Origin of the sequence: Sphingobacterium sp. WM (assembly GCF_029542465.1) — a bacterium.
Taxonomy (GTDB): domain Bacteria; phylum Bacteroidota; class Bacteroidia; order Sphingobacteriales; family Sphingobacteriaceae; genus Sphingobacterium; species Sphingobacterium cellulitidis.
The window spans coordinates 2,851,979-2,876,091 of the sequence record NZ_CP120709.1 but is presented as its reverse complement, the minus strand read 5'-3'; the positions used below and the strand labels follow the sequence as shown (position 1 = coordinate 2,876,091).

Genomic DNA, 24,113 nt, shown 5'->3' with positions numbered 1-24,113 from the left:
TTCCTAGTCTCTTTATACAAAGCTAGGAAAAATATGACAATCAAAGTGTTAAATCAGGTTTTAATCAATTACGACCACCAAAGATTTGAAGGGTTTTGACGTATCATAAACAAATTTGGCATGAGATGACGCATTTCTGACACACATATGTGACCTTGGTGTCGTACCCAATGACCATGAATATTCTACAATCTTACCCTTTGGATTGTTCACCGGAACCCCATGAATATAGCCTCCATTGGTGAATCTGGACGCATATGGCGCAAATCCTTCAATGGTTGTTGTTCCATCCCCATAGTAGAACATCTTAGGTTTCTGTTCTTGAACGATAAAGATTCCAACAGGGGTTTCCATTTGGTGTGGAGGCCTGTGTAAACCCGATGTAGCAGGGTTCATACTGCGTATTTTCCACTCATTTTCACCCGTTCTTTCCACGGTCATAATGTTTTGGTTTGTAACATCTACAATGTTTACATGGGTTATTTTTAGAGAATCGCCTATTGATTTAACATATCTTTTGGGTACAAACCAAGTCCCTTCGAATGAAATTCCATTAACTTTGACCATTTTTACGGTATCCGAACTTTCCAGGCTTACCAAGGAACCGTCACGGCCATAAATAGAAGGTTTCTTGCTGTTTTCTTCTTTATACAGGGGGGCTGATTGGTATTTTTCTGTTCCTAAGGTATCAGAAACTCTTTTGTACGCATTCCGAACAAAATTTTCCACCACTGCAGCTTCACCATTCCGGTTCTTATAGTTTTGAAGTACCCCATATTGATGCGGAGCACGTTGGAAATTCTCGATAAATGCTAATTTTTCTTTTATTTTCTCAATTTGAAATTGACGCGTAGTGTCTTTGTAGGGATAAGTTTCCTCCAAAGAATGTTTATCATATTGTAAATCTTTGTCAAGTTTGATATCAGCAGCTGTTCTAGGTCTTTCTCTTTCCGCTTTTTCGGCAGCTTCTTTTTCTTTTTGGACACGTTCGATAGAATCTTGCTTTCTTTTCTCTGCGGCGCTAGTGGTTTTTGACGAGTTCTTACAAGACGCAATTATTAAAAAGGCAAAAAGTAAGGACCAGAAAAAATAATGTTTCATTCGCTAGTTTGGTGTTTTTTAGTGGATTATGACCTATTTTGATGCAAAAATAGAATTAAATCAGTATGTTACCTATAGAATACTAAAAATCATTCCATTATTTAGGAAATTAGTGAATTAATTTTCAAATTATTCAAATGAAGCTAAATAACTACATAACCATTGCTGTTGGTATAATTATCAATGAATCCGATGAATTATTAACGGTTCAAAAAGAAGGATCGAGCTATTACCAATTGCCGGGAGGGAAAATAGAAGGAGAGGAGAGACCAGTCAGCAGTTTGATTCGTGAATTAAAAGAAGAGTTGGATGTGGAACTTGTAGAATCGGGATGCAGACTCCTCGGGGTTCATGAGGCGCAAGCTGTTAATGAAACGGGCAAAACCGTTCGGGGTTATGTTTTTCAATGTGATTTCATGAAGGAGTTCAACGCGATTCAACCACATGCAGAACTCAAAGAAATCCGTTGGGTAAAGAAATCTGAGGTAGAAACTGTAAAATTGGCGAATCTATTGAGACAATTTGCTTTGCCAATCTGGTTAGGTGAGTAGGGCACTCCAATAAATCATATAAAATGAAAAGGGGTTGTTTCAATAACAACCCCTTTTCACTATAATCTGTAATTAACGATTAAAAGTGGAATGTAACACCAACAGTTGGCGCTAATGAATTCGCATCTAAACCGTAATTATTAGTAGTTGTTTTTACATTAGTAGCTTCCTCAGTTGAAGAACTATTATTGAAATACAAACCTCTTACTTTCAATTCGATTCCGATATTTGAAGTTGGGAAAAATGCGATACCTGGAGCCAATTCAACACCATAGCTTTCAGTTGTTGAAGTTTTGGTATTATCAGTTTCTTGAGTTCCCCATGCCATTGGAACAGATAATTGTCCGAAGAATTTTACAGGACCATCGTTATGGCTGTACATTCTACCAAATGGAGCAAGAACAAAAGAAGAGTTATTTACTTTAGTACCGATTGCAGTTTCGTTTTCAGCCCAATTATAACCTACACCTGTACCTACTGCAATATTATCTGCAACAAAGTAACCTGCATTCGGGATAATACTGAATTGATTAGACTTAACATCTGAATCTTTTGTAGTTTGACCGTGGTATCCTACTTGACCACCAACCATAAATTTACCTTTTTCAGTTTGTGCGTTTGCTGCGAATCCTAATACTGCTACTGCAGATAAAGTAAGTAAAATTTTTTTCATGATTTTATATTTCAATTATTGACTTTATTGTCGTGTTAGTCAAATAGTCAATATCCATACCAATGTATATTGTCCAATTTGGAATATAGATTATAAAAAAATGGATAATATCGTAAGTGTTTGAGATTCAGTTTGATAAAATTTTATCAAGATTGAATGGGTAATTTTTAATGACAATTAACAAACAATCTAAGGAGATTATGAAATTTCTTTTCTGGAAATAAGTTAAAATAATAGCCAACTTGTCAGCAATTCGGACGTTAATTTCCTGCCAAAACTGCAATTCTCATGTCAAGTCGTAGAATTAATGGGAGTAGGAACTTATAAAAATATAAATGGTTTAGCATTTCAAATCAGATTATTTAGATTTACAGGATTAATAAAATCAATGAACATCAGCGGAAATCCTAAGCTTTCAAAATCTTTACTCTGGTTAATGACCATTGTTTCAGGTGTAGTAGTTGCTAATAATTATTATAATCAGCCATTACTTGCGGAAATGGCGGTTGAATTTCATGTTTCGGAATCTGCGGTGAGTAAAATTACTGTATTAACGCAACTAGGTTATGCATTTGGCTTGTTAATGATCATTCCTTTAGGCGATAAATTGTACCGAAAGAAGTTGATTTTGGTCGATTTGATTTTAGTTAGTCTAGCCTTGATTTGGATGGCCATTTCTAAGGAACTTTGGATGCTTTCGATGGCGAGTTTTCTGATAGGTTGCACCTCTGTGGTTCCACAGTTATTTGTTCCTATGGTTGCTGATCTTTCCAATGCGGAGAATCGATCTCAAAATATTGGCATGGTCATGTCCGGTTTATTAATGGGAATTCTGTTATCTCGTTTTATCGGAGGAATTGTTGGTGATATTTGGGGTTGGCGGAGTATATATTATGGGGCAGCCCTATTGATGTTGGTTTCTTGGGGTTTGGTTTATAAAATGTTGCCGGAGATGAGTCCTAATTTCCATGGCAATTATGCATCGTTAATGAAGTCCGTTTGGAAATTGGCAAAATCGGAACCCATCTTGCAGTTGGCATCATTTCGAGGTGCTGTAAGTTTTGCATCGCTCTGTGCTGTTTTCACGACTTTAGCTTTTCATTTGGAGGAGCCACCATTTGAGGTAGGTCCATCCATAGCTGGAACCTTTGGATTGATCGGGGCAGCAGGGGCATTAGGAGCAGCATTTGTGGGGAAATTGAATAAAGTCTGGACCCGAAATAAGATTATTAGTATTTCTCTGGTAATTATTTTATTGAGTTGGTTTTTTATCTACTTTATGGGAAACACCTATTTTGGATTGGTAGTGGGCATTATCCTGATAGATTTGGGTTTACAATCCTCACATATTATGAACCAATCGGATTATTTTGCGATAAAAACACCAGCAACCAGTCGTTTGAATACCGTATATATGGTGATCTATTTTATAGGAGGGGCTTTTGGGTCATGGCTGGCTGCGCAAGCTTGGGGAATTGCGGGTTGGGCTGGAGTTTGCGCCGTAGGTGTGACCTTTGCCTTATTAGGGCTTTTGTCACACCTGTTATTGGCGAAACGGGTAAAATCTATCTCAAAGGAGCATTAATCCAACTTTACAGCATTTAGACGTAAGGAATTCACAATTACCGAAACGGAGCTTAAACTCATCGCAGCAGCAGCTATCATTGGTGACATCAGAATTCCAAAAAATGGATATAATAATCCTGCTGCAATGGGAATGCCGATTACATTATACAGAAAAGCAAAGAGTAAGTTTTGCTTAATATTCCTCAACATGGATTTGCTAAGTTTAAATGCTTTATGAACACCTACTAAATCACCTTTAATCAAGGTGATTTCTGAACTTTGAATGGCGACATCAGTTCCGGTGCCCATCGCAATACCCACATCTGCCTGGGTTAAGGCAGGAGCATCATTAATTCCATCCCCTACCATAATAACTTTCTTGCCTTGCTGTTGGAGCTCCTTAATTCCTTTCAGTTTATCTTCTGGTAATAAACTACCTTTGGCATGTTGGATACCGGCCTCCTTAGCGACGATGTCAGCTGTATTTTGATTATCACCGGTAAACATATAAACCTCCACACCTTCAGAAATAAATCTCTGAATTACTTCAATGCTACTTTTTTTCAAGGCATCGAAGGCCGCTATGATTCCAGCCAGCTTTCCATCAATCGCTAATACAGAAACAGAATTTCCCTTTTTCTGTAGCTCTTCAATCTTTTTCTTTTGCTCCTCTGATAGGTCAATATGTTGCTCGGTCATTAATTTAGGGGTACCTAATAGAACTGTCATATGGAAAATATGGCCTTTAACACCTTTCCCTGAAATGTTTTCGAATTGAGTAACATCCAAGAATTGCAATCCATTTTCTTTAGCTTTTTCGGTCATGGCCTGAGCTAATGGATGGGTACTATTTTTATTGACAGAAGCTGCAATTTGAAGGATATCATTCTCTGAGAACTTATCGTTTTCCGTTGTTACTTCTGATACGGATGGTTTTCCTTCCGTAATAGTACCGGTTTTATCAACCACCAAGACATTTGCTTTTTCCAATTTTTCCAATGCTTCTGAGTTTTTGATCAGGATACCATTTTTAGCACCTTTTCCAATACCGACCATGACAGACATTGGCGTAGCCAAGCCCAAGGCACAAGGACAGGCAACAATTAAAACCGCAAGCATATTTGAAAATGCCATTGCTGTACTATTAGGTACAGAAGATACATTCCATAGAATGAAGGTCAAAATCGCAATAACAATTACTGTTGGGACAAAAATTTTCGAGACCTTATCCGTTAACTTTTGAATTGGCGGTTGGCTTCTGCTAGCATCATTGACCAATTGAATTATTTGAGCCAATAAAGTTTCAGAACCAATTTTTTCGGCTTTGATCAGGATTTCATGATTACCATTGATCGTACCAGCAATGACCTGATCGTCTATTGATTTTTCTACAGGAATGGGTTCACCAGTAATCATGGCCTCGTCAATGGAGGTGTTTCCCTCAGTCACTAGACCATCTACAGGAACCTTATCACCTGCGCGAACTCTTAAAATGTTGCCAACTTGCACATCATGGATGGAAATTTTCCTTTCCTGTCCATTTTCTACCAAAATCGCTTCAGCAGGACTTAATTTGATTAATTCCTTAATCGCCGAATTGGTTTTGGAATGTGCTTTTGCTTCCATGACTTGGCCTAGTAAAACCAAGGTTAGAATAACCACTACGGACTCAAAGTACAGGTGAACTTCTCCATGATGCCCTTTTAATTCTTCCGGAAAAATTTGCGGAAAGAAGAACGCCAATAAACTAAAAACAAATGCTGCTGCAGCTCCCAGGCCAATCAAGCTAAACATATTTAGATTCCAGGTCTTGAAAGAAGTCCATGCACGTTGGAAAAACATCCAACAAGTATAGAATACGACTGGTAAGGTTAATATCAATTGAATCCAAGCATTTACTTTATAAGGGATAATCTGGCTGATTGGTTGACCAGGTAACATATCGCCCATTGAAAGAATAAAAACTGGCACCGTACAGGCTACTGAAATCCAGAATTTCTTCAAGAGATCACGATAATGCTGGTCATCATCTTCGGTTACTTGATTAGGGACCAGTTCCATTCCACAGATCGGACAATCGCCAGGATGGTCTTGTACGATTTCCGGATGCATAGGGCAGGAGTATTCCACTTTCAAAGTAGTATCTGGAATTTTTTCTAAGTTCATTCCACAAACCGGACAAGAACCGAACTTGTCATAAACTTTGTCACCTTCGCACATCATTGGACAATAATACTTCCCAGCATTGCTGGCATTTACTTTGGGTTGTGCTTGATGCTGATGAGACGGAGCATTGAAATCGACCTTTTCAATTGGTCGTAAGTGCATATTACAAACTGGACAACGTCCCGGTTCATGATATATCTTGTCTTTACCTTCACAGAACATGGGGCAGATATATTGTCCACTTTCTGATAGTTCTGGTTCATGATTATGTTGATGATGGGTATGCCCATGATGGTCTTTATCATGAATTTGGTAGTGACCGCCCAATTCATCGAGTTTATCTTGTAGGTTGAGAATATTGATGGGTTCATCCGTCTGTATTTGGGCCTCAGCTTTTTCGAGGTTTACTTTGGCGGTGACACCGGGAACTTCATTTAATTTCTTTTCGACGTTTGTCCTGCAGCCGTTACAGGTCATTCCCGAAACTTTATAGGTGTGATTTTTCATCGTTATATTTCCTAATTACTATTTAATACAAATTTCCGGACAATTGGGTTCATAATTGTTACATAATTTCAATAAATAGTTATAAAATTATGGCCAATTTGCATGAACATCGTACATTTATAGAAACCTAAAAAGCATGAGTATTTCAAGAAGAGAATTTATTTATAAGTCAGCTTTATTATTTCCGGCATTACATTTATCGTCATTATATGGGCGTTCAAGTGCTCAGTCTACATTAAGAGTAGGTGCTATTGGGATTAAGGGTATGGGATGGTCTGATTTAAGTTCCATCTTAAAAGTGTCGAATGTAAGTTGTACTGCGATTTGCGATGTAGATGATGCAGTGATTCAAGATCGATTGAAACAGTTGAATGATTTAGGTCAAAAGCCTAAGGTATATAAGGATTATCAAGATCTGTTAAAGGACTCTGAGGTTGATGCGGTGATCATTGGAACGCCGGACCACTGGCATTGTTTAATGTTGGTTGATGCTTGTAAAGCAGGGAAGGCTGTTTATATCGAGAAACCCATTGGTAATTCGATCGTAGAATGTAATACGATGTTGGAGGCCAAGGATAAATACAAGAGTATCGTTCAAGTTGGTCAATGGCAACGCTCTCAGAAGCATTTTAAGGATGCGATCGAGTTTGTTCACTCAGGACAATTAGGGAAAATTCGTTTGGTAAAGGCATGGGCATATTTAGGATGGAAAAAGCGAGTTCCGGTTGAGCCTGATGGACCAGTTCCGGCAGGAGTGGATTACAAATCCTGGTTGGGACCTGCTAAGACCCGACCATTTAATCCAAACCGTTTCCATTATAATTTTAGATGGTACTGGGATTATGCAGGTGGGCTAATGACCGATTGGGGAGTACATTTATTAGATTATGCTTTATTGGGCATGAAGGTATCGGATCCAAAGTCCATAATGGCAGCCGGTGGTAAGTTTGCCTATCCCGATGATGCCGGTGATACCCCAGATACCTTGACCACTGTATATGAATTTGATGATTTTAATATCCAATGGGAACATGCTACGAGTATTTCCGGAGGACCATATAGCCGGGAACATGGTATTGCCTTTATTGGTAATAATGGAACCCTAGTTTTGGATAGAAATGGTTGGGAAGTTATCCCAGAAATGGATCGAATGACAGCAGTACCGTACCAGAAAAAGGTTGATAATGGTTTGGATCTGCATATGCAAAATTTTGTGGAAGCTATTCGAACCAAGAATAGCAATATCCTCAATGCTCCACTAGAGGTAGGGAGTCATATTGCGAAATTCTCCCAAATGGGAAATATAGCCTATAGAACAGGCAAGAAAATCTACTGGGAAAAAGAGAAACAAAGATTTAAGGAATCTGAAGCCAATAAACTTTTGGCTGCTGGATACCATAACGGATATAAAATCCCGAATGTTTAAATGATTGGGTATAAGGAAGATTTTGGATTGATTGGGAAGTTTTCCTTCAAGGTATTGAAAAATCCTGTATTCCGCTGATTGTCCTCTAAGATAAAAGGAACAAAAACTTGGTTATTATGAACCAGGAGTTCATAATAACCAAATAATATCTGATTGTTTTTTTGTACTGATTTAACGGCTTTCACCTGTTGCACATCTCTCAGCAAGTTAAAAGAAACTTTATTCCCACTTAACCATTCGATCATGACATCTTTTGTGTTAGGATTGAACCAAATTCTTTGGTCTTTTGCATACTTAAGTTGATTATTCAATAAAAACAATTGGCTCATTAAATAAAGACTGATAGGAAGCAAAAAGAGAATGATTTTTATTTTCATGGCCAATAAGATGGTGATAATAAATAGAACCACACCAATTCCTACACTAAATAAAGTATTCTTAATGGTTTTTTGAATAATTGGAGCACCACTTTCAATTAAGAAATAACCTTGCTTATTGCTTTTTTGAATAGCTGTAGATTTTCCTTTCATCATCACTCTACGTGACAAGAAATAAATTAAAATACCAACAAGGATAGCAATAAGGAGGAATTTATTCATTTTTAGTATTGTTCAGATTCGTTAGGGTATTTTTGAGCTTTTACATCCGCAACATATTGCTTGACAGCTTTGTTGATTTCCTCATTGAGATTTAAATATTGTCTTAAGAATTTAGGTTTAAATTCTTGTGTAATTCCCAACATATCATTAACCACCAAAACCTGACCATCACATAGGTTTCCGGCCCCAATACCAATAGTTGGAATATCCAACATTTTAGAGACCTCGCCAGCCAAAGCTGCCGGGATTTTTTCCAGCACTACTGCGAAACATCCTGCTTCTTGTAATGCCAAGGCATCTTCTTTTAATTTTGCTGCTTCAGCATCTTCCTTGGCACGCACACCAAAATCTCCAAATTTATAGATTGATTGGGGGGTAAGTCCCAAGTGTCCACAGACAGGGATACCTGATTGTACAATCTTTTTAATATTATCGATAATTTCAGTTCCACCTTCTAATTTAATAGCATGGACACCGGATTCTTTCATCATCCGTACAGCAGCTTTATAGGCATCTTCTGTGGCACCTTGGTATTCACCGAAAGGGAGGTCAGCAATTACCATCGAGCGTTTTGCGGCTCTAGCAACTGCTGAAGCATGATAAATCATGTTGTCAAGGGTAATAGGGAGGGTTGTTTCAAATCCTGCAAAGACATTAGCAGCAGAATCACCTACCAAAAGAATATCTACACCGGCATCATCTAAGATCCTTGCGGTAGAATAATCATAAGAAGTAAGCATACTGATTTTCTCACCTCTGTTTTTCATATCGCGAATAATAGATGTTGTAATTCGCTTGATTACTTTATTTACTGACATGTTAGATTGCTTTTATTGCAAAAGTAGGCATTTTTGTAGGAGTATCAACCTGAATGTTAACCTATTGGTTAAACTACGCTGAATTATAGAAAATTAGCAATAATTCTTATTTTTGCGCTATGGCTCAACAAGAGAAAAATCTATTTAAATTTCCGAAATTCAACGAACTGATCATACATGAGGATGATAACCTGATTGTCATTAATAAACCGCCCTTCGTGGCATCTTTGGATGCACGTGGTGGGGATGAGGTAAATATCCTGCGCTTAGCGAAAAATTACTTTCCTGATGCACAGGTATGCCATCGTTTGGATAAGGATACTTCTGGCGTATTATTAATCGCTAAGAACCCTGAAACCTATAGGTTAATGTCTATAGAATTTGAAAAACGTCGGGTGGACAAGACTTACCACGCCATTATTGGTGGTACGCATGTTTTTGAAAACCTGGTTGTTGATTTACCTATTTTGAATCAAGGGAATAAAAATGTAACTATTGACCGCTATAATGGGAAACCAGCGGAGACGATATTCAATAGTATAAAGTATTTTAAGCAATATACCTTAGTAGAGTGTAAACCAATCACAGGAAGGATGCATCAGATCCGGATTCACTTGGCGACACAGCACGCTGCTATTGTTGGGGATGCCATGTACCGTGGCAAGCCCGTGTACCTTTCTCAAATTAAGAAAAGAGGCTTTACCCTTTCAAAAGACCAAGAAGAACTACCCATTATGAAGCGCTTTGCACTGCATTCTAAAGCAGTTAAGTTTACCTTGAATGGGAAAGAGTATGCCTTTGAGGCGGATTATCCGAAAGATTTTGCTACTTTGTTAAAACAACTAGAGAAATTTGATTCATAATCATGGCAGAAAAGAAGAACAAAACAAAGAATATATTATCCTGGGTACTAATTATTGTATTAGCCATTTTGGTATTGACCCCAACGACTAGAACAGCAATTCAACGTGGGTTGATGAAAATTGGTTTGTTTAATCCAGATGTTCCCAAACAAACAGCAGCAAATCCATCGGCAACTCCGTTGGTGATGACTGAAACCGTTACATTATCAGACGATGCTGGAAAAACCATTCAAACGCACGATTTAAAAGGGAAAGTTGTTTTTATCAACTTTTGGGCAACTTGGTGTGGTCCATGTCGTGCAGAAATGCCTTCCATTCAAAAGTTATATGATAAGTATAAAGATAATGAAAACGTGGTATTTATGCTTGTTGAAATAGAGCATAATAAGGATGGAGCGAAAGCTTTCATGGAGAAGGAGAAATTGAATATGCCTATCTATTATCCGGAGAGTGATATTCCTACGACCTGGTTAAGTAACTCTATTCCTTCAACAGTTGTTTTAAATAAACAAGGAGCCTTAGCCTTCGACCATAAAGGAATGGCCGACTATTCAACAAAAGAATTTGAGGATTTCATGATCTCATTAATTAATCAATAAAAATGACAAAACAAGAGCTAATTGATAACATAAAAAGTAAGAAAAGCTTTTTATGTGTGGGCTTGGACACTGATATTAGTAAAATTCCGGAACATCTATTAGATGATGAAGATCCGATATTTTCATTTAATAAGGCAATAATCGAGGCAACTTCGGATTTATGTGTTGCCTATAAACCGAATATTGCTTTCTATGAAAGTTATGGTGTTAAAGGATGGGAATCCTTGCGGAAAACCTGTGAAGTCCTTCCAAAGGATTGTTTTAGTATAGCAGATGCTAAGCGTGGTGATATCGGCAATACTTCCAAGATGTATGCACAGGCGTTTTTTAATCCTGCTTCTTCGGGATTGAATTTCGATTCCATTACGATTGCACCTTATATGGGTGAGGATTCAGTGACTCCATTTTTAGAATTTGAAGGGAAATGGGCCATTGTTCTGGCCTTAACTTCTAATCATGGAAGTTTGGATTTTCAAAACTTTCAGAATAAAGAAGGTAAGCAATTATTTGAGGAGGTCATTGATAAGGTGAATACTTGGGGGAGTTCGGAGAATATCATGTATGTGGTTGGAGCTACGCGTGGAGAGGCTTTTACAACGATTAGGAAGCATGCTCCGGATCATTTCTTATTGGTTCCCGGTGTTGGTGCACAAGGCGGTTCCTTAGCTGATGTTTGTCAATATGGGATGAATAAGGATTGTGGAATCTTGGTAAACAGCACCCGTGGTATTATTTATGCTTCCAAAGGGAAGGATTTTGCGGAGAAAGCACGTGAAGAGGCTGTGAAACTTCAAAAAGAAATGCAAGAGCAACTTGAGATCCACGGGGTTATTTAATCCTGAGGATTAGTCGATACATTTTTAACAATATCTCTAATTGAGACCAATAAAAACTTTCATGTCCGTTGATTATCAACGAAAACATGAAAGTTTTTTTAGATTATGAATCTTTGGCATAATAATTTGAGGAGATGCAGGGTTAATACATTTTATGATTAAAATAAGGTCCTTTTTATATTTAGGTCTGCTAGCAGGGGTTACCAGCTTTAGCAGTTGTAGTTCAGTTTATTTGCCTAATGTTCCAGCGACCCCTATGTTTACAGGCAAAGGTGAAGGATATTTGGCGGCACATGTCAACCCGAAAGGAAATGCTAGTGCAAATCTTGGTGTTGCCTTTACGGATCACTTGGCAATTATTGGGAATGGTTCCTACATCAATTATAAATCTGATAATCATGATTTCAAACAATACTTGTATGAAGGTGGCTTAGGTTACTATACAGTGCTTGGCAAAGGAAAGCGGAGTGTCTTGGAATTTTATGGCGGATATGGAGTAGGAGCGACGATGGATGTCGATAAAAGAGCAAGTACAACAGGGACTAATGCCGTGGAAACCCGGGATGTGGATTTTAACAAAATCTTTGTTCAAGCAAATTTTTCATCAACCCGAAAAAACAAGATTAATCTTTTTGGTAAGAAAAGGACTCTAAACTACGGAACGGCCATTCGGTTAAGTCGAATCAAGATGGATAGGTTTGATTTAAATGGGGTTTCAAGTCAATTGGAAGAGAACGTTTATGTAGAACCAATTTTCTTTACAAGACTGGAATTGAATAAAGGTTTTCAGATTCAATATACGAATGGCTGGAACATTGGTTTAATGAATAATGAGTATTTGAAACCCGGTAATGCGGTATTTACCTTAGGTTTGATCTATAATTTTGGAAGAAAGTAAAATGGATATGAAAAAGATAATAGGAATAGTATCAATATTGACAATCCTGATGTTATCAGGATGTCAGGTTAATAAAAAAGCTCAAATCAAGGCTTTGGCAGATTGTGAATATGATGTTGAGTCGGTTGACCAGGTCAAGTTTAATGGAAAGTCTTTGGAATCCTTCAAAGGATCGGATGGTAGCTATAGCTTATCTTCTATGGCTGGTCTTGCCGTAGCACTCTTTAGTAAGGAGTTGCCTTTGGAAGGAAAAGTAAATCTTAAAATTACGAATCCTGAAATGCAAAAGGCAGCTTTCAACTCATTTAAATATGTGATTGAAATTCAGAATTCACCTCTTTTTGAAGGAACAGTGGATCAAAATGTCAACTTGAAACAAGGTGAAAGTACGATTGTACCGATGACTTTCAAGGCAAATATTTTTAACAAAGCTAAAGAGAATGGATTTGATAAATTCTTTGATGAATTATTGAACAAAAAGTCTGAAGGTTTTATGGTCTTGAAGATCAAACCTTCCATTCGAATTGCCGGTCAAAATATCTATTATCCATCTTATATTACCGTGGATAAGAATTTTGGAAGTAAGATATTTAAGTTGTTTAAATAAAGAAATGGGGCTGAAAGAGGCCCCATTTCTTTTGGATATGAGATGTGGGATATACAAATATAGATGTGAGATGTGAGATTTGAGATGTGAGATAGTAAGGCTGTCCATCCCTAAATAGAGTTGACCGTTTTAATACTTTTATCATTTGCATCAAATAGAAAATGTCTGAAGACATGTTCTATTTGATGGTTACTTCGTCAACCAGTTTTCCATCTTGGGAATAGATCTTGAAGGATCCTTGTTTTTCGTCAAGGTTGGCTTTGATGATATTGACGTTTGAGTTAATGATGACTGGGAAATTTACGGTTTGATCAGCCTTAAGGATTTCATGTCTATGCATATGCCCACTCAGCATAATTTGAGCTCCTGCTTTATTTAATATAGGAACAAATTTATTACGAATATCTTCCATTCCATGCCAGCCTAATACGGGTGGGATATGGCAGATAATGATTTTGTACTTTGCGTTTTTGTAAGCTGGGTTTTGGACAGCTTTTTCCAGCCATTTGGCTTGCTCAGTTCGGTATGCGTCCATATCCACAATTCCACTATATTCAATGTCTGAATCCGGTTTATCTTCTCCACAATCCAAGACAATAAAACAAGCATCTCCTTGATTGAACATATAATATAGCTCACCTGAACTGGTAGGGAAATATTTTGGGTATTGTACAGCGAAAGGACCTCTAGTTTCATGGTTCCCTCTTGAATAATACATTGGTTTTTCACTAGCAAACAGCTGTATTGCCGTATCCATAAAGCCTTGGTACATCTGTTCTTCACTCAATAGGTTGTCAACCATATCCCCATTGAAAACAATGAAATCCGTGTTTTTTAGATCCACCTGCTTGATTAGGTTTGTCATGACATCATTCTTTCCATGAATATCATTGATCACAGCGAATGCAACAGATGATTTAGGTCCAGGCGTTGAAAATGTTAAGGGTTGTTGCTTATATACGTTTGTTGCAGCATATTCACCGTATTGCACTTTTGTACCTTCATGTTTCAGGACTTCTTGATTATATACCCTATAGCGATATTTTGTTCCGGGCTTTAGACCAGAAAGGTCAACCTGGTGTACCGTTCCTACATTCTTGAAGCCATATTTTCCGGAGAATATTTTGGGTCTTTCGGATTGGTAGAAATGGGTTTGATCGTCAGGGGCGAGTTCAACCCAGCCAATAGCATTTTTATTGCTGGTCCAGATAATGGAAACAGTTGAGTCAGTTAGAGCTTGAATAAAGGGTAAATGACTGATAGTGATTTTTTCTTGCGCCAGTACCGGTTTGCAAAAATAAATGCACAGAGCAAATAAAACGAGAAGAGACCTTTTCATGGGTATGATAAATTGTTTAGGTGTTTGATTAATTGAAGCAATTTAAGAAACTCCCTATACCTAAACAATTTGTCAATGAAAATATTACGAATCCTTACGCGATTGAATTTCTCATTTTTTCCTTATACATATCATAGGTGTACACATTGTAAGGCAATAATTTATTGGCGAAGTATTTTGATAACAGGCAACATACAATTAAAGGGATAATCAAGCTGTACCCATTAGGGACGATATTACAAATCAGGAAAATAGAAGTAAATGGGGCATAGATAGCGGCAGAAAGCATGGAGCCGGCACCAATCAAAGCGAAGTTAATGGGGCTTACCTCCATATGTAATACAGTCTGACAGAAAATAGCCATTAACAACCCTAAGAAAGCACCTACTATTATACTTGGTGCAAATACACCGCCATCTCCACCAGCACCTAAGGTTAATGAAGAGGCCAATGGTTTTAGGAGAACCAAAAGGAGCAGATAGCCGATGGAATTGGATTCGGCATGCAGAACCTCATTTAGACCATGATAGCTATCGCCAAATAAGACTGGGAAAAAGAAGATTATTAATCCAACGGTAATGGCACCTAGGTTTACTCGAATAAAATTGTTGTTAATATTTCCAAAGAAGGTTTTGATTCGGATCATCATTAGCGTAAAACCAACGGCGAATAGACCTGCAAGTAAACTGAGGACAAAGAAGAAAGGTGTGGATTGCCATTTCCAATCGATGATGTGGGTTGGGATAACTCTCTCATTTCCTAATCCGTAAATAAATAATGCTGCGATTAAGGTTGATGCCAAACAGCTAATCAATATGGTAGGTTTAAATTTCCGACTAATAGCTTCGATTCCAAAAAGTAATCCTGCTAAGGGGCTGGAGAAAAGAATGGCAACTCCAGCAGCGGAAGCGGCACAAATCAACTCCCTTTTATAAAGTTTGGCGGAGAAGTTTTTCTTGTAGACTTCGTTTCCAATGGTTGCGGTTGATACCACAGTGGACACTTCGATGCCAGTAGATCCGCCAAAAATAACAGTTAAAAAACCATTGATAAAGTGGGATGGAATTTTAAATAATGGTAAATGGTCTTTTCGGAGATCTAAGGTTTTATAGATTTCGGTCATTCCTTTATTTTTCTTGCCATGGAAGACATACTTTCTCAAAAAGTAAATCATGGTAATACCGATTGATGGTAAGATAATAAAGAGGTAGGGATTAGTTTCAGAGACGAAAGAAAGCATATGATGTTCAGTTTTCTCTGTGATAAATCGTAAAGAAATAGCTAACAAGGAACTCAATAGACCAACGATCATGGAGATGGCGAAGAGTTTTAAATAATTGTGATGAATAACTTTCTTTCTATTCATATTGGATAGGGGGAATGAAACTTAATAATCAGAAAAATGAAGTTGATTTTAATGTGATTATTAAAGCGCGATTGCGGCAAATTTAAGTGTTTTGGAGTATCTCAGGGAATTGTAAAGCAGAATGTTACATTTTTTTTTATTTGATTAAAGTGAGAGCTTTTTCTTTATGAGCGGCGATATGATCGGTTTTACTGCTTTTTATTTCATATTGAGGGTCATCGGGGCTAGCGCGATGAGTATAGCCTTTGTAATCAAAATCAGCGATATGGATTTTGATAATAGTTCCTGATACGCGACCTGATTCTGAATTCCAGCTAACATGATCGCCAATTTTAAATTTTGTTTTCATGATTTATTAATTTCCTGAATAGGTCAAACCTGAATCCGTAATTTTTGCTACAGAAGTATAAGGATGTTCCTGAGCTTTTCCGATACCCATAATATGCCATACTTTCCAACCTTTAAACTTTAAATAATCGGAGACCAGGGATCGATGACATCGCCACCAAACAGCTTCTGAACACATAAAAGCGGTTTTTCTTTCTGTTGCCAGGTTTTCCAGTTCTTGGATTCCTTGAACAAAGCCATCTGTTTCCATATAATCGGCATAACCCCTAAAGGATTCATTTTTCCAAGCGCTGTTATGGCTATCCTTATGAGTCGGTCTTCGTCCGCCCAATGCTTCCAGGTATTGGTAAGCAATTCCGTTGTTTTCTAAATAAGACCGGAGTTCATCTTGATTAAATTGCGGGTATTTCCTAGATCCGGGATGTCTTCTGATGTCGACAAGTAGTTTGATGTCAAAGGAATTTAGCATGTCAAGGAATTCCTGAATGGGATGAGTCGAATGACCTATGCTGTAAATAATTCTATTTTGTTCCATCTTGGTTAAATGCCAATAAATACTTGTTTATGTATTGATCTTTCTCCTTGGATTTATATTGTTGTATAAAGCGAGGGTGTTCCAGAACTGTCAATTTTTTGAACAATTGAGCTTCATTATTTAGTTTTTGGATAAATAGCGCATTCTTCTTTCCTAAAATAAATGCTTCATCTTGGTCAAGACCCATGGAAATATGGTTTTTTAGGGAATCGATCATAAAGTCTTTGACAGCAAGGAATAATTTTGGGTCGTCGTAATAATTCGCATTCAAAAATTGACCAGGTTTTACCTCACGAATTATGGCCAGGGGAAAAGGGGAGTTGATATAAAAGTTTTTGTAGAATGCTTCTGCACCGCCAAATTCCTGAATCATGTCATAGATAAAAACGGAGGAGATTTCATGAGTTCTGGCAGAGGTCATTTTGATTCCACATACAGAATCGAGTCTTTTGGTATCCGTAAAAGGCACACCAGTGACACCAGCACCATGTCTACTTGGGTTTATTCCGATCAAGAATTTTCGAGTATCATTGTCGGAATAGAATTGTTCATAGAATTGCCGCATCACCTTCATTGTTTCGGGGTTATCCATGAAGGGGTTCAACACAAAATAGCCTTCCGGTAATTTGCCAGTGTATTGAAGATTTCGATTGAAGTCAATTACTCTATCTGCAAAATTCATTTTACAAATGGATTAGGTTTCCTATTGCTTCAATAAAGGTACGAAAAAGGCAGCTTTAATTCGATTGATCTCTGTTGAAAGTATAACCTACTGTCCATTCGATAAAATCAGCTTTCCCCATGTGGGCTTTGATGGATACTCCTGCGTTGATATTTTTATAGACGTAATATCTTGCTCCGGCCCTAAGGAATACTCTTCTGATTTCACCATTGAAGCGTTGATTATGGAGATAATATCCAACATTTCCGTTCAGGACGAGTCTTTCATTGAGGATATGTGCAATATAGAATGCCGGGCCTCCAGAAAGTTTGGATCCCAGTTCTCCGGACTTGTCACCAGCGATTTCAGCATCATTACCTGAGGAAGAATAGAATAAGTCAAATCCAGCTCCTAATCTCCATTTATAGGACACATGTTTGCTGGCATATGCGCTTAAGGTAGATTTAAAGAATCTTTCATCTGAATCATCTTTCAGCTGCTTGAAGCCAACGCCATAATTAAGATGGTAAAGGATTTTCTTAGAATATGGCTTTAGTACGGAATCTTTGTTGATTTTTATTTCAGGGTTGATTTGATAATTGACTGATACGGTGACAGGTACGAGGTTTACCCCTTTGTTAGGGAGTCTCAGGGCTCCATTAGAAAAATGATGGAATGCAAGTCCTACACCAGCTTTCCAATGTGGGTTAATCTTGTATTGGGTCCTTATTCCCAAATCAATAAAAACATTGTTTTTAGAGCCAATCACCAGGTTCAATGGGTTTTCATTTTCATTGTAGGGCTTAAAGTTACCAGATAGACCAAGTCCAATCCGGTAATCATAACTCCAACGACTATCCTCTTTTGGAGCAATTGGTGTTTGTACAAATCCATAGATAGCGAAAGGACTACCTAAGATATCGGTATTGAAAGTGCTGGAATATAGGCCGATACCGTAAATAGGATAATTGTATATTTGATAATATTGATCTTTTTTAGCACGTTGTTTCCAACCGATTTTAAAGTTTAATCCATTGTAATAAGCGCCTTCATAGGTGCTTGATTTTAAACCTTTTTGAGCAAGAATACCACCGTTTTCAGTTTCAAGTTCAAAGATTAGGGGGCTTTTTTTAATTTCCTTTGTAATTTGAGATATCTGACTAACAGCTAGAAAAGGGGACAGAATAAATAAAAATAGAATAGTGCTCTTGCTCACAGAATAATAATTATGGATTTTACTTAATCGACAAAAATAGTAATAACTTTAGGGCTTAAAACGTGTTCAGTGTCATTTTTGTTTCAATTCTGACTGCTGAAAAAAATAAATGCCGTGTCAAACTTTATCCTTATTATTTTTTGTCTGTCCGCTGGAGTAATTAGTAGGAAATTTAATTGGGTTGCAAAAGATGGATATAAAGCCTTAAATGCGTGGGTTTTATATTTCGGATTGCCAGCTATCTCCTTTAATTATTTACCCAAGTTAAATTGGGATAATAGATTACTATTTACCATGTTGGGGCCAATATTGGTATTAACAGGTTCTATCATTCTTTTCTATATTATTGAGCGGTTTACGAATATTTCCAAGCGGACCTCACATACTTTGATGTTGATTGCCGGACTGAGCAATACATCCTTCGTAGGATTTCCATTAATCACGGCCTATTTTGGGGTTGAGGCACTTCCAATTGGAATTGTAAGTGATCAGATGACCTTTTTCTTATTATCTACGGTTGGAGTGGTTGTCGCGATGAAGGGTAGTTTAAAGAAAAAGAATACGGTGGATATCAAATTTATTTTAAAACGGGTATTTACCTTTCCACCATTAATCGGTTGTTTACTTGCTATTACTTTGGCAAGGTTTATTGACTTGAGTAGTTTAGATGATTTTTTTAAGATTTTAGGCTCTACAGTTTCACCCTTAGCGCTATTTTCTATAGGGCTTCAATTGAATTTCGGAATCGTAAAAAGTGAAATCCCCAATATTACTTATGCTTTGATTTATAAATTACTATTAGCACCGGCCGTAATTTTTCTGATAGCATGGAGTATGGGTTTAAACGGGGAGATTGTTCAGGTTTCGATATTTGAGATGGCAATGCCAAGTTTGGTCGCTACCAGTATCATATTGAGCCAATTCAAGTTGAACTCCAAAGTAGGGAATAGTGTCATCGGATTAAGTATTCCCTTGGGCTTATTGAGCACATATTTTTGGTATTTTATACTTAGTACATTTTTAATGTAACCTAAATGTTATTAAATTATTTACAGAATTGCTTATCTTTATTGCAATATATTCAAGAAAATACTAATTGTTTTTAGGTTTTAATATACTATAGTTATTTATGAAGAGAGTTTTATTCTTTGCCTTATTGGCAGGGATACAAGTGTCTAATGCTCAAGAAAAGCATGAGCGTTATACACAAAAAATTGAAGGGACAAGTTTAGAATTCACAATGGAAGCCATTCCAGGCGGTGAATTTGAGATGGGGAGTTCAAAATCTTCCAATGCAGATGAGAAGCCAGTTCATAAGGTAAAGCTAGATCCGTTTTGGATGGGGACCTATGAAGTTACCTGGAATCTTTTTGAGCCATTTTTATATAAAGATTACGAAATTACCAAATCTACCGATGGCAAAGTTTCTGCTGAAGTAGATGCAGTTACCCGACCTACAAAACCATATTTGGATATGACTTTTGGTTATGGCAAGGATGGTCAACCAGCTTTAGCCATGACCCATTATAATGCTATTCAATTTTGTAAGTGGTTATATGTTAGGACTGGGGTTTTCTACCGTTTACCGACGGAGGCCGAGTGGGAATATGCAGCTAGGGCAGGCTCCAATACAGAGTATTTCTTTGGAGATGATGCTGGTCAATTAGCTGATTACGCGGTTTTCAAGGATAATTCATCCAATAAAACGGCGAAAGTAGGGAGTAAAAAAGCGAACCCTTGGGGTTTGTATGATATCTTAGGGAATGTTTCGGAGTGGACTTATGATCAATATGATGCTGAATTCTACAAGACTTTGGCGGGTAAGGTAACGGAGAATCCGGTTAATGTACCGACGAAGTTATATCCACATGTTGTTCGTGGGGGGTCATTTGAGAGTACAGCCGTGGATATGCGTTCCGCAGCGAGAGGAGCCTCCGATCCAATATGGAAACAATTGGACCCACAGATTCCAAAATCAAACTGGTGGTTTCCAGAGGCGCCATTTGTAGGGATGCGCTTAGTTCGTCCGGTCAAACAACCGAGTCACGAGGAAATTATGGCGTATTATGATAAGGCGCCAATCAAGGATTTTTAATTAACATAAACCGATAATACTCAATTTAAATCTAACTTCATGGAAAGTTTAAAACGAAGAGATTTTATTAAATCATCATCAGCCCTAGTGGGTGCTGCAGCCTTAACCGGGAGTTCAGTAAGCAGTGTATTCGCAGCGGGATCTGATGTTATAAAAATTGCCTTAATAGGCTGTGGTGGTCGTGGTACAGGAGCTACCTTTGATGCCTTTGCATCAGGTCAAAACATCAAGTTGGTAGCGATGGCAGATGCCTTCAAAGATAACCTAGATTCAACTTATAATACCTTAAAAGAGAAATTTGGAGATAAGATTGATGTACCAGATAGTCGCAAATATGTAGGTTTTGATGCTTATAAGGCGGCAATCAAGGATGCTGATGTGGTTTTATTGACCACTCCTCCAGGATTTAGACCACTTCATTTCGAAGAAGCAATCAATCAAGGGAAGCACGTCTTTATGGAAAAAGCAGTTGCTGCTGATATCCCAGGAGTACGTAAGGTGCTAGAAGTAGCGAAGATTGCAAAGCAAAAGAAATTAAACGTTGTGGTAGGTCTTCAAAGACGTTATCAGACAAATTATAGAGAAGCTATCAAACGTATTCACGATGGAGCTATCGGAGATGTTGTTTCCGGTCAGGTTTATTGGAATAGCGGTGGTGTTTGGGTAAGACCTCGTAAACCTAATCAAACAGAGATGGAATACCAAATGAGAAACTGGTATTACTTCAACTGGTTATGTGGGGATCATATTGTAGAGCAACACGTCCATAATATTGATATTGCAAACTGGGTAAAACAAAAATATCCAGTGTCGATTCAAGGAACAGGAAGTAGAGCACATAGAACCGGAAAAGAGTACGGTGAGATCTATGATAACTTTGCTTTGGAATTAACTTACGATGATGGATCGGTAGTATATAGCCAATGTCGTCACTTCGAAGGGATTTCAAACAGAGTAGATGAGACCTTCCAAGCTACTAAAGGTAGAGTATATTTATCAGCTAGTAATCAAGCTGTTTTGTATGGTCCAGATGGTAAAGAAATTTATCGTCATGATCCAAAAGGGAATCCAAATCCATATCAGCAAGAGCATAAAGAATTATTTGAGGCGATTGCAAAAGGAGAATATAAATTTGATAATGCGGAGTACGGTGCTTACAGTTCCTTGACTGGTATTATCGGAAGGATTGCATGTTATACTGGAAAGGTAATCAAATGGGATGAGGCGATTCAATCGAACATCAGTTTGATGCCAGATCAATTTGCATGGGATGCAAAACCTAAGGTATTGCCAAATGAAGATGGATTCTATCCAGTTGCAGTACCAGGGCATGATGTTGAGAAATACATTTAATAGTGATAAAATTCTGTAATTTTATCATCCTTATATTAATTGGTTGCTGTGCATACGGACAGCAACCAATTTCTGCTTTACAGAAACACGAATTATACGGAAGAGCACAAGGAACAACCTATACGCTTACCTATTATTCAGAGCGTGCTTCCATCTCTCAATCTTCCATAGACAGTATTTTTGCAGTTATCGATCAATCGATGTCCCTTTATAAAAAAGGGTCCAATATTTTGAAGTTCAATGATCCTGAATTGATGAAGATGAAGTTGGATTATCATATGTGGACTGTTATGAAGGAATCATTTCGCGTATACAAAGATTCCAAGGGTTTATTTGACGTCACAGTAATGCCGTTGGTAAGCTTATGGGGTTTTGGTCCAGAGAAGGTAGTTGATATACCAGATTCAAGTAAAGTTGCGGAGACTTTGAAATTTGTAGGGATGGATAAATTGAAATTATCCGGAAAGCGACTTAAAAAAAGAGTTCGCGGAGTTCAAGTCGATTTAAATGGAATAGCGCAGGGCTATACGGTGGATGTCTTACATGATTATTTGTTAGATCAAAAGATTGATAATTTCATTGTAGAAGTCGGTGGGGAGATACGAGCTCATGGGTCAAAGCCAGATCAGAGTAATTTCAAGGTTTTGGTTCAGCGTCCGGAGCAAGCTTCTGGAGGTTCCGACCATATATTAGCGTTAAGAAACAAATCTGTCACTACTTCAGGTAGTTATGAGAAGTTTCGTGAAGTAAAAGATTACAAGTTTTCACATCATATTGATCCTAAAACGGGTCGCCCGATTAAGTCACAGACAATATCAGTAACGGTTGTAGCGAATAGCGCTATGGAGGCAGATGCATATGATAATGTGTTTATAGCGATGAAGCCAGATGAAGCAATTTCATTTGCGAATTCAAAAAATATAGTTGATATTTATTTACTGTATTTGGAGGATGGGCAGGTGAAAGAGGCTCAGTCTTCTGGATTTCAGAAGTATTTGCTAACCGATAAAATACTTAAAAATTAAAACTTATACCTAAATGAAACGTTCAGATTTTTTAAAAAACAGTTCCCTATTAGTAGGTGCGTCTTTATTTTCAAATGGCCTTTCCGCTAAAGATCAATCAACAAACCCTATGGATTCGAAATCTGCCAATCAACCTTTTAAGTTAAACTATGGTCCACACCAAGGGATGTTTAGTGCTACAGCTGGGAAGAATTTCTTGGATGAAATAAAATACATGCATGAACTGGGTTTCCGCGGTATTGAAGATAATGGGATGCCAGGTCGTTCAGCAGATGAGCAAAAGAAAGTTGGAGAACTATTGGCAAAATTAGGGATGACTATGGGCGTTTTTGTGGTTCCAAAAGGAGGGAATGGTGCGAATTCCTTAGCTGCAGGAAAACAAGAGTTTATAGACATATTCGTTAAGGGCTGTAAAGAATCTGTAGAAATTGCAAAACGTTGTAATGCAAAGCATGTCACTGTAGTTCCTGGAGATTACGTTCGTAATCTACCGATCGGAGTACAAACAGGCAATGTTGTTGAAGGTTTAAGAAGAGGGGCGGAAATATTTGAACCTCATGGTATTACGATGGTATTGGAGCCATTGAGTGATACACCTGATTTATTCTTACGATTTTCGGATCAGACCTATGAAATCTGTAAGGCAGTAAATAGTCCATCATGCAAGATTCTATATGATGTATATCATATGCAGAAAAATGAGGGTAACCTCATCCAGATGATGGAAAATTGTTGGAGTGAGATTGCGTATATCCAGGTTGGAGATAATCCAGGCAGGAGGGAGCCAACAACTGGAGAGATTAATTATAAGAACTTATTTAAGTGGTTGTACGAGAAGGGTTATAAGGGAGTTGTAGGGATGGAGCACGGGATGTCAAAATCTGGAAAAGAAGGGGAAGAAGCCTTGGTTAAGGCCTATAGGGAAGTGGATTCCTTCTAATGCTAAAGGGATTTAGTATTGAAAC

24 protein-coding genes are annotated in these 24,113 nt (G+C 37.7%); 13 read left to right on the top strand and 11 right to left on the bottom strand.

The genetic code is table 11. The features are described 5' to 3' along the window. Window positions 1-60: 60 nt before the first annotated feature. Window positions 61-1,101, bottom strand: a complete 1,041-nt coding sequence (locus tag PZ892_RS12305) for a L,D-transpeptidase (protein ID WP_182499515.1) — start codon at window positions 1,099-1,101, stop codon at window positions 61-63. A gap of 137 nt (window positions 1,102-1,238) precedes the next feature. Here PZ892_RS12305 and PZ892_RS12300 point away from each other — a divergent pair, with 137 nt between their 5' ends. Continuing rightward, a complete protein-coding gene (locus tag PZ892_RS12300; RefSeq protein WP_094255972.1) occupies window positions 1,239-1,652 on the top strand; it encodes an NUDIX domain-containing protein in 414 nt (137 codons plus the stop codon). A gap of 79 nt (window positions 1,653-1,731) precedes the next feature. Here PZ892_RS12300 and PZ892_RS12295 read toward each other — a convergent pair whose 3' ends face one another. Continuing rightward, window positions 1,732-2,325, bottom strand: coding sequence for an outer membrane beta-barrel protein (locus PZ892_RS12295; RefSeq protein ID WP_094255971.1), 594 nt, complete (start codon window positions 2,323-2,325; stop codon window positions 1,732-1,734). A 307-nt stretch (window positions 2,326-2,632) separates the two neighbouring features. On the opposite strand from PZ892_RS12295, the gene PZ892_RS12290 reads away from it, so the two are divergent. Continuing rightward, window positions 2,633-3,910, top strand: coding sequence for an MFS transporter (locus PZ892_RS12290; RefSeq protein WP_277711393.1), 1,278 nt, complete (start codon window positions 2,633-2,635; stop codon window positions 3,908-3,910). Here PZ892_RS12290 and PZ892_RS12285 read toward each other — a convergent pair. Beyond that, complete coding sequence (locus PZ892_RS12285) at window positions 3,907-6,564, bottom strand: heavy metal translocating P-type ATPase (protein WP_094255970.1); 2,658 nt, start codon at window positions 6,562-6,564, stop codon at window positions 3,907-3,909. The two genes, PZ892_RS12290 and PZ892_RS12285, sit on opposite strands and share 4 nt — an antisense overlap. Before the next feature lie 136 nt (window positions 6,565-6,700). Here PZ892_RS12285 and PZ892_RS12280 point away from each other — a divergent pair, with 136 nt between their 5' ends. Next, complete coding sequence (locus PZ892_RS12280; RefSeq protein WP_182499514.1) at window positions 6,701-7,990, top strand: Gfo/Idh/MocA family oxidoreductase; 1,290 nt, start codon at window positions 6,701-6,703, stop codon at window positions 7,988-7,990. On the opposite strand, the gene PZ892_RS12275 is transcribed toward PZ892_RS12280, so the two are convergent. Both PZ892_RS12275 and panB read right to left on the bottom strand, forming a co-directional pair. Beyond that, on the bottom strand, window positions 7,987-8,589 hold the full coding sequence (locus PZ892_RS12275) for a hypothetical protein (protein WP_141202054.1): 603 nt from the start codon (window positions 8,587-8,589) through the stop codon (window positions 7,987-7,989). The genes PZ892_RS12280 and PZ892_RS12275 overlap by 4 nt on opposite strands. A 2-nt stretch (window positions 8,590-8,591) precedes the next feature. Then, window positions 8,592-9,407, bottom strand: coding sequence for a 3-methyl-2-oxobutanoate hydroxymethyltransferase (gene panB / locus PZ892_RS12270; RefSeq protein WP_182499513.1), 816 nt, complete (start codon window positions 9,405-9,407; stop codon window positions 8,592-8,594). 119 nt (window positions 9,408-9,526) lie between these two features. Here panB and PZ892_RS12265 point away from each other — a divergent pair, with 119 nt between their 5' ends. The 5 genes from PZ892_RS12265 to PZ892_RS12245 all read left to right on the top strand — a co-directional run bounded on the left by PZ892_RS12265 (window position 9,527) and on the right by PZ892_RS12245 (window position 13,210). Continuing rightward, window positions 9,527-10,270 carry an RluA family pseudouridine synthase gene (locus PZ892_RS12265; protein ID WP_094255966.1) on the top strand — a complete coding sequence of 248 codons (744 nt, stop codon included), beginning with the start codon at window positions 9,527-9,529 and terminating at the stop codon, window positions 10,268-10,270. A gap of 2 nt (window positions 10,271-10,272) precedes the next feature. After that, complete coding sequence (locus PZ892_RS12260) at window positions 10,273-10,869, top strand: TlpA disulfide reductase family protein (RefSeq protein ID WP_094255965.1); 597 nt, start codon at window positions 10,273-10,275, stop codon at window positions 10,867-10,869. 2 nt (window positions 10,870-10,871) lie between these two features. After that, window positions 10,872-11,705 (top strand): orotidine-5'-phosphate decarboxylase, encoded by an 834-nt coding sequence (pyrF, locus tag PZ892_RS12255; RefSeq protein WP_094255964.1) that lies wholly within the window; start codon window positions 10,872-10,874, stop codon window positions 11,703-11,705. Between the two features lie 154 nt (window positions 11,706-11,859). Next, entirely contained in the window at window positions 11,860-12,603 is a 744-nt protein-coding gene (locus tag PZ892_RS12250; RefSeq protein WP_094255963.1) for a hypothetical protein, read from the top strand. Window positions 12,604-12,610: 7 nt separating this feature from the next. Further along, window positions 12,611-13,210 carry a hypothetical protein gene (locus PZ892_RS12245; protein ID WP_141202053.1) on the top strand — a complete coding sequence of 200 codons (600 nt, stop codon included), beginning with the start codon at window positions 12,611-12,613 and terminating at the stop codon, window positions 13,208-13,210. Between the two features lie 178 nt (window positions 13,211-13,388). Here the strand turns inward: PZ892_RS12245 and PZ892_RS12240 are convergent, their stop codons facing one another. The 6 genes from PZ892_RS12240 to PZ892_RS12215 form a co-directional block, all read right to left on the bottom strand. After that, window positions 13,389-14,549, bottom strand: coding sequence for a metallophosphoesterase (locus PZ892_RS12240; RefSeq protein ID WP_277711392.1), 1,161 nt, complete (start codon window positions 14,547-14,549; stop codon window positions 13,389-13,391). 94 nt (window positions 14,550-14,643) lie between these two features. After that, window positions 14,644-15,915, bottom strand: coding sequence for a chloride channel protein (locus PZ892_RS12235; RefSeq protein WP_277711391.1), 1,272 nt, complete (start codon window positions 15,913-15,915; stop codon window positions 14,644-14,646). A 136-nt stretch (window positions 15,916-16,051) separates the two neighbouring features. Further along, window positions 16,052-16,264 (bottom strand): DUF2945 domain-containing protein, encoded by a 213-nt coding sequence (locus tag PZ892_RS12230; RefSeq protein ID WP_277711390.1) that lies wholly within the window; start codon window positions 16,262-16,264, stop codon window positions 16,052-16,054. A 6-nt stretch (window positions 16,265-16,270) separates the two neighbouring features. After that, the gene (locus PZ892_RS12225; protein ID WP_277711389.1) at window positions 16,271-16,798 is read right to left on the bottom strand and encodes a DUF488 domain-containing protein; all 528 of its coding nucleotides are present in this window, start codon (window positions 16,796-16,798) and stop codon (window positions 16,271-16,273) included. Then, complete coding sequence (locus tag PZ892_RS12220; protein ID WP_094255957.1) at window positions 16,785-17,480, bottom strand: SMUG2 DNA glycosylase family protein; 696 nt, start codon at window positions 17,478-17,480, stop codon at window positions 16,785-16,787. The genes PZ892_RS12225 and PZ892_RS12220 overlap by 14 nt, the downstream gene beginning before the upstream one ends. A gap of 55 nt (window positions 17,481-17,535) precedes the next feature. Next, window positions 17,536-18,675, bottom strand: coding sequence for an acyloxyacyl hydrolase (locus tag PZ892_RS12215; RefSeq protein WP_277711388.1), 1,140 nt, complete (start codon window positions 18,673-18,675; stop codon window positions 17,536-17,538). Window positions 18,676-18,789: 114 nt separating this feature from the next. Here PZ892_RS12215 and PZ892_RS12210 point away from each other — a divergent pair, with 114 nt between their 5' ends. From PZ892_RS12210 to PZ892_RS12190, 5 genes are all read left to right on the top strand, one after another. Beyond that, the gene (locus PZ892_RS12210) at window positions 18,790-19,704 is read left to right on the top strand and encodes an AEC family transporter (RefSeq protein WP_277711387.1); all 915 of its coding nucleotides are present in this window, start codon (window positions 18,790-18,792) and stop codon (window positions 19,702-19,704) included. A 100-nt stretch (window positions 19,705-19,804) separates the two neighbouring features. Continuing rightward, the gene (locus tag PZ892_RS12205) at window positions 19,805-20,770 is read left to right on the top strand and encodes an SUMF1/EgtB/PvdO family nonheme iron enzyme (RefSeq protein ID WP_094255955.1); all 966 of its coding nucleotides are present in this window, start codon (window positions 19,805-19,807) and stop codon (window positions 20,768-20,770) included. Window positions 20,771-20,809: 39 nt separating this feature from the next. Next, window positions 20,810-22,123, top strand: a complete 1,314-nt coding sequence (locus tag PZ892_RS12200) for a Gfo/Idh/MocA family oxidoreductase (RefSeq protein WP_094255954.1) — start codon at window positions 20,810-20,812, stop codon at window positions 22,121-22,123. Between the two features lie 2 nt (window positions 22,124-22,125). Next, on the top strand, window positions 22,126-23,148 hold the full coding sequence (locus PZ892_RS12195; RefSeq protein WP_277711386.1) for an FAD:protein FMN transferase: 1,023 nt from the start codon (window positions 22,126-22,128) through the stop codon (window positions 23,146-23,148). Window positions 23,149-23,161: 13 nt separating this feature from the next. Then, on the top strand, window positions 23,162-24,088 hold the full coding sequence (locus PZ892_RS12190) for a TIM barrel protein (RefSeq protein ID WP_094280017.1): 927 nt from the start codon (window positions 23,162-23,164) through the stop codon (window positions 24,086-24,088). Window positions 24,089-24,113: the final 25 nt, after the last annotated feature.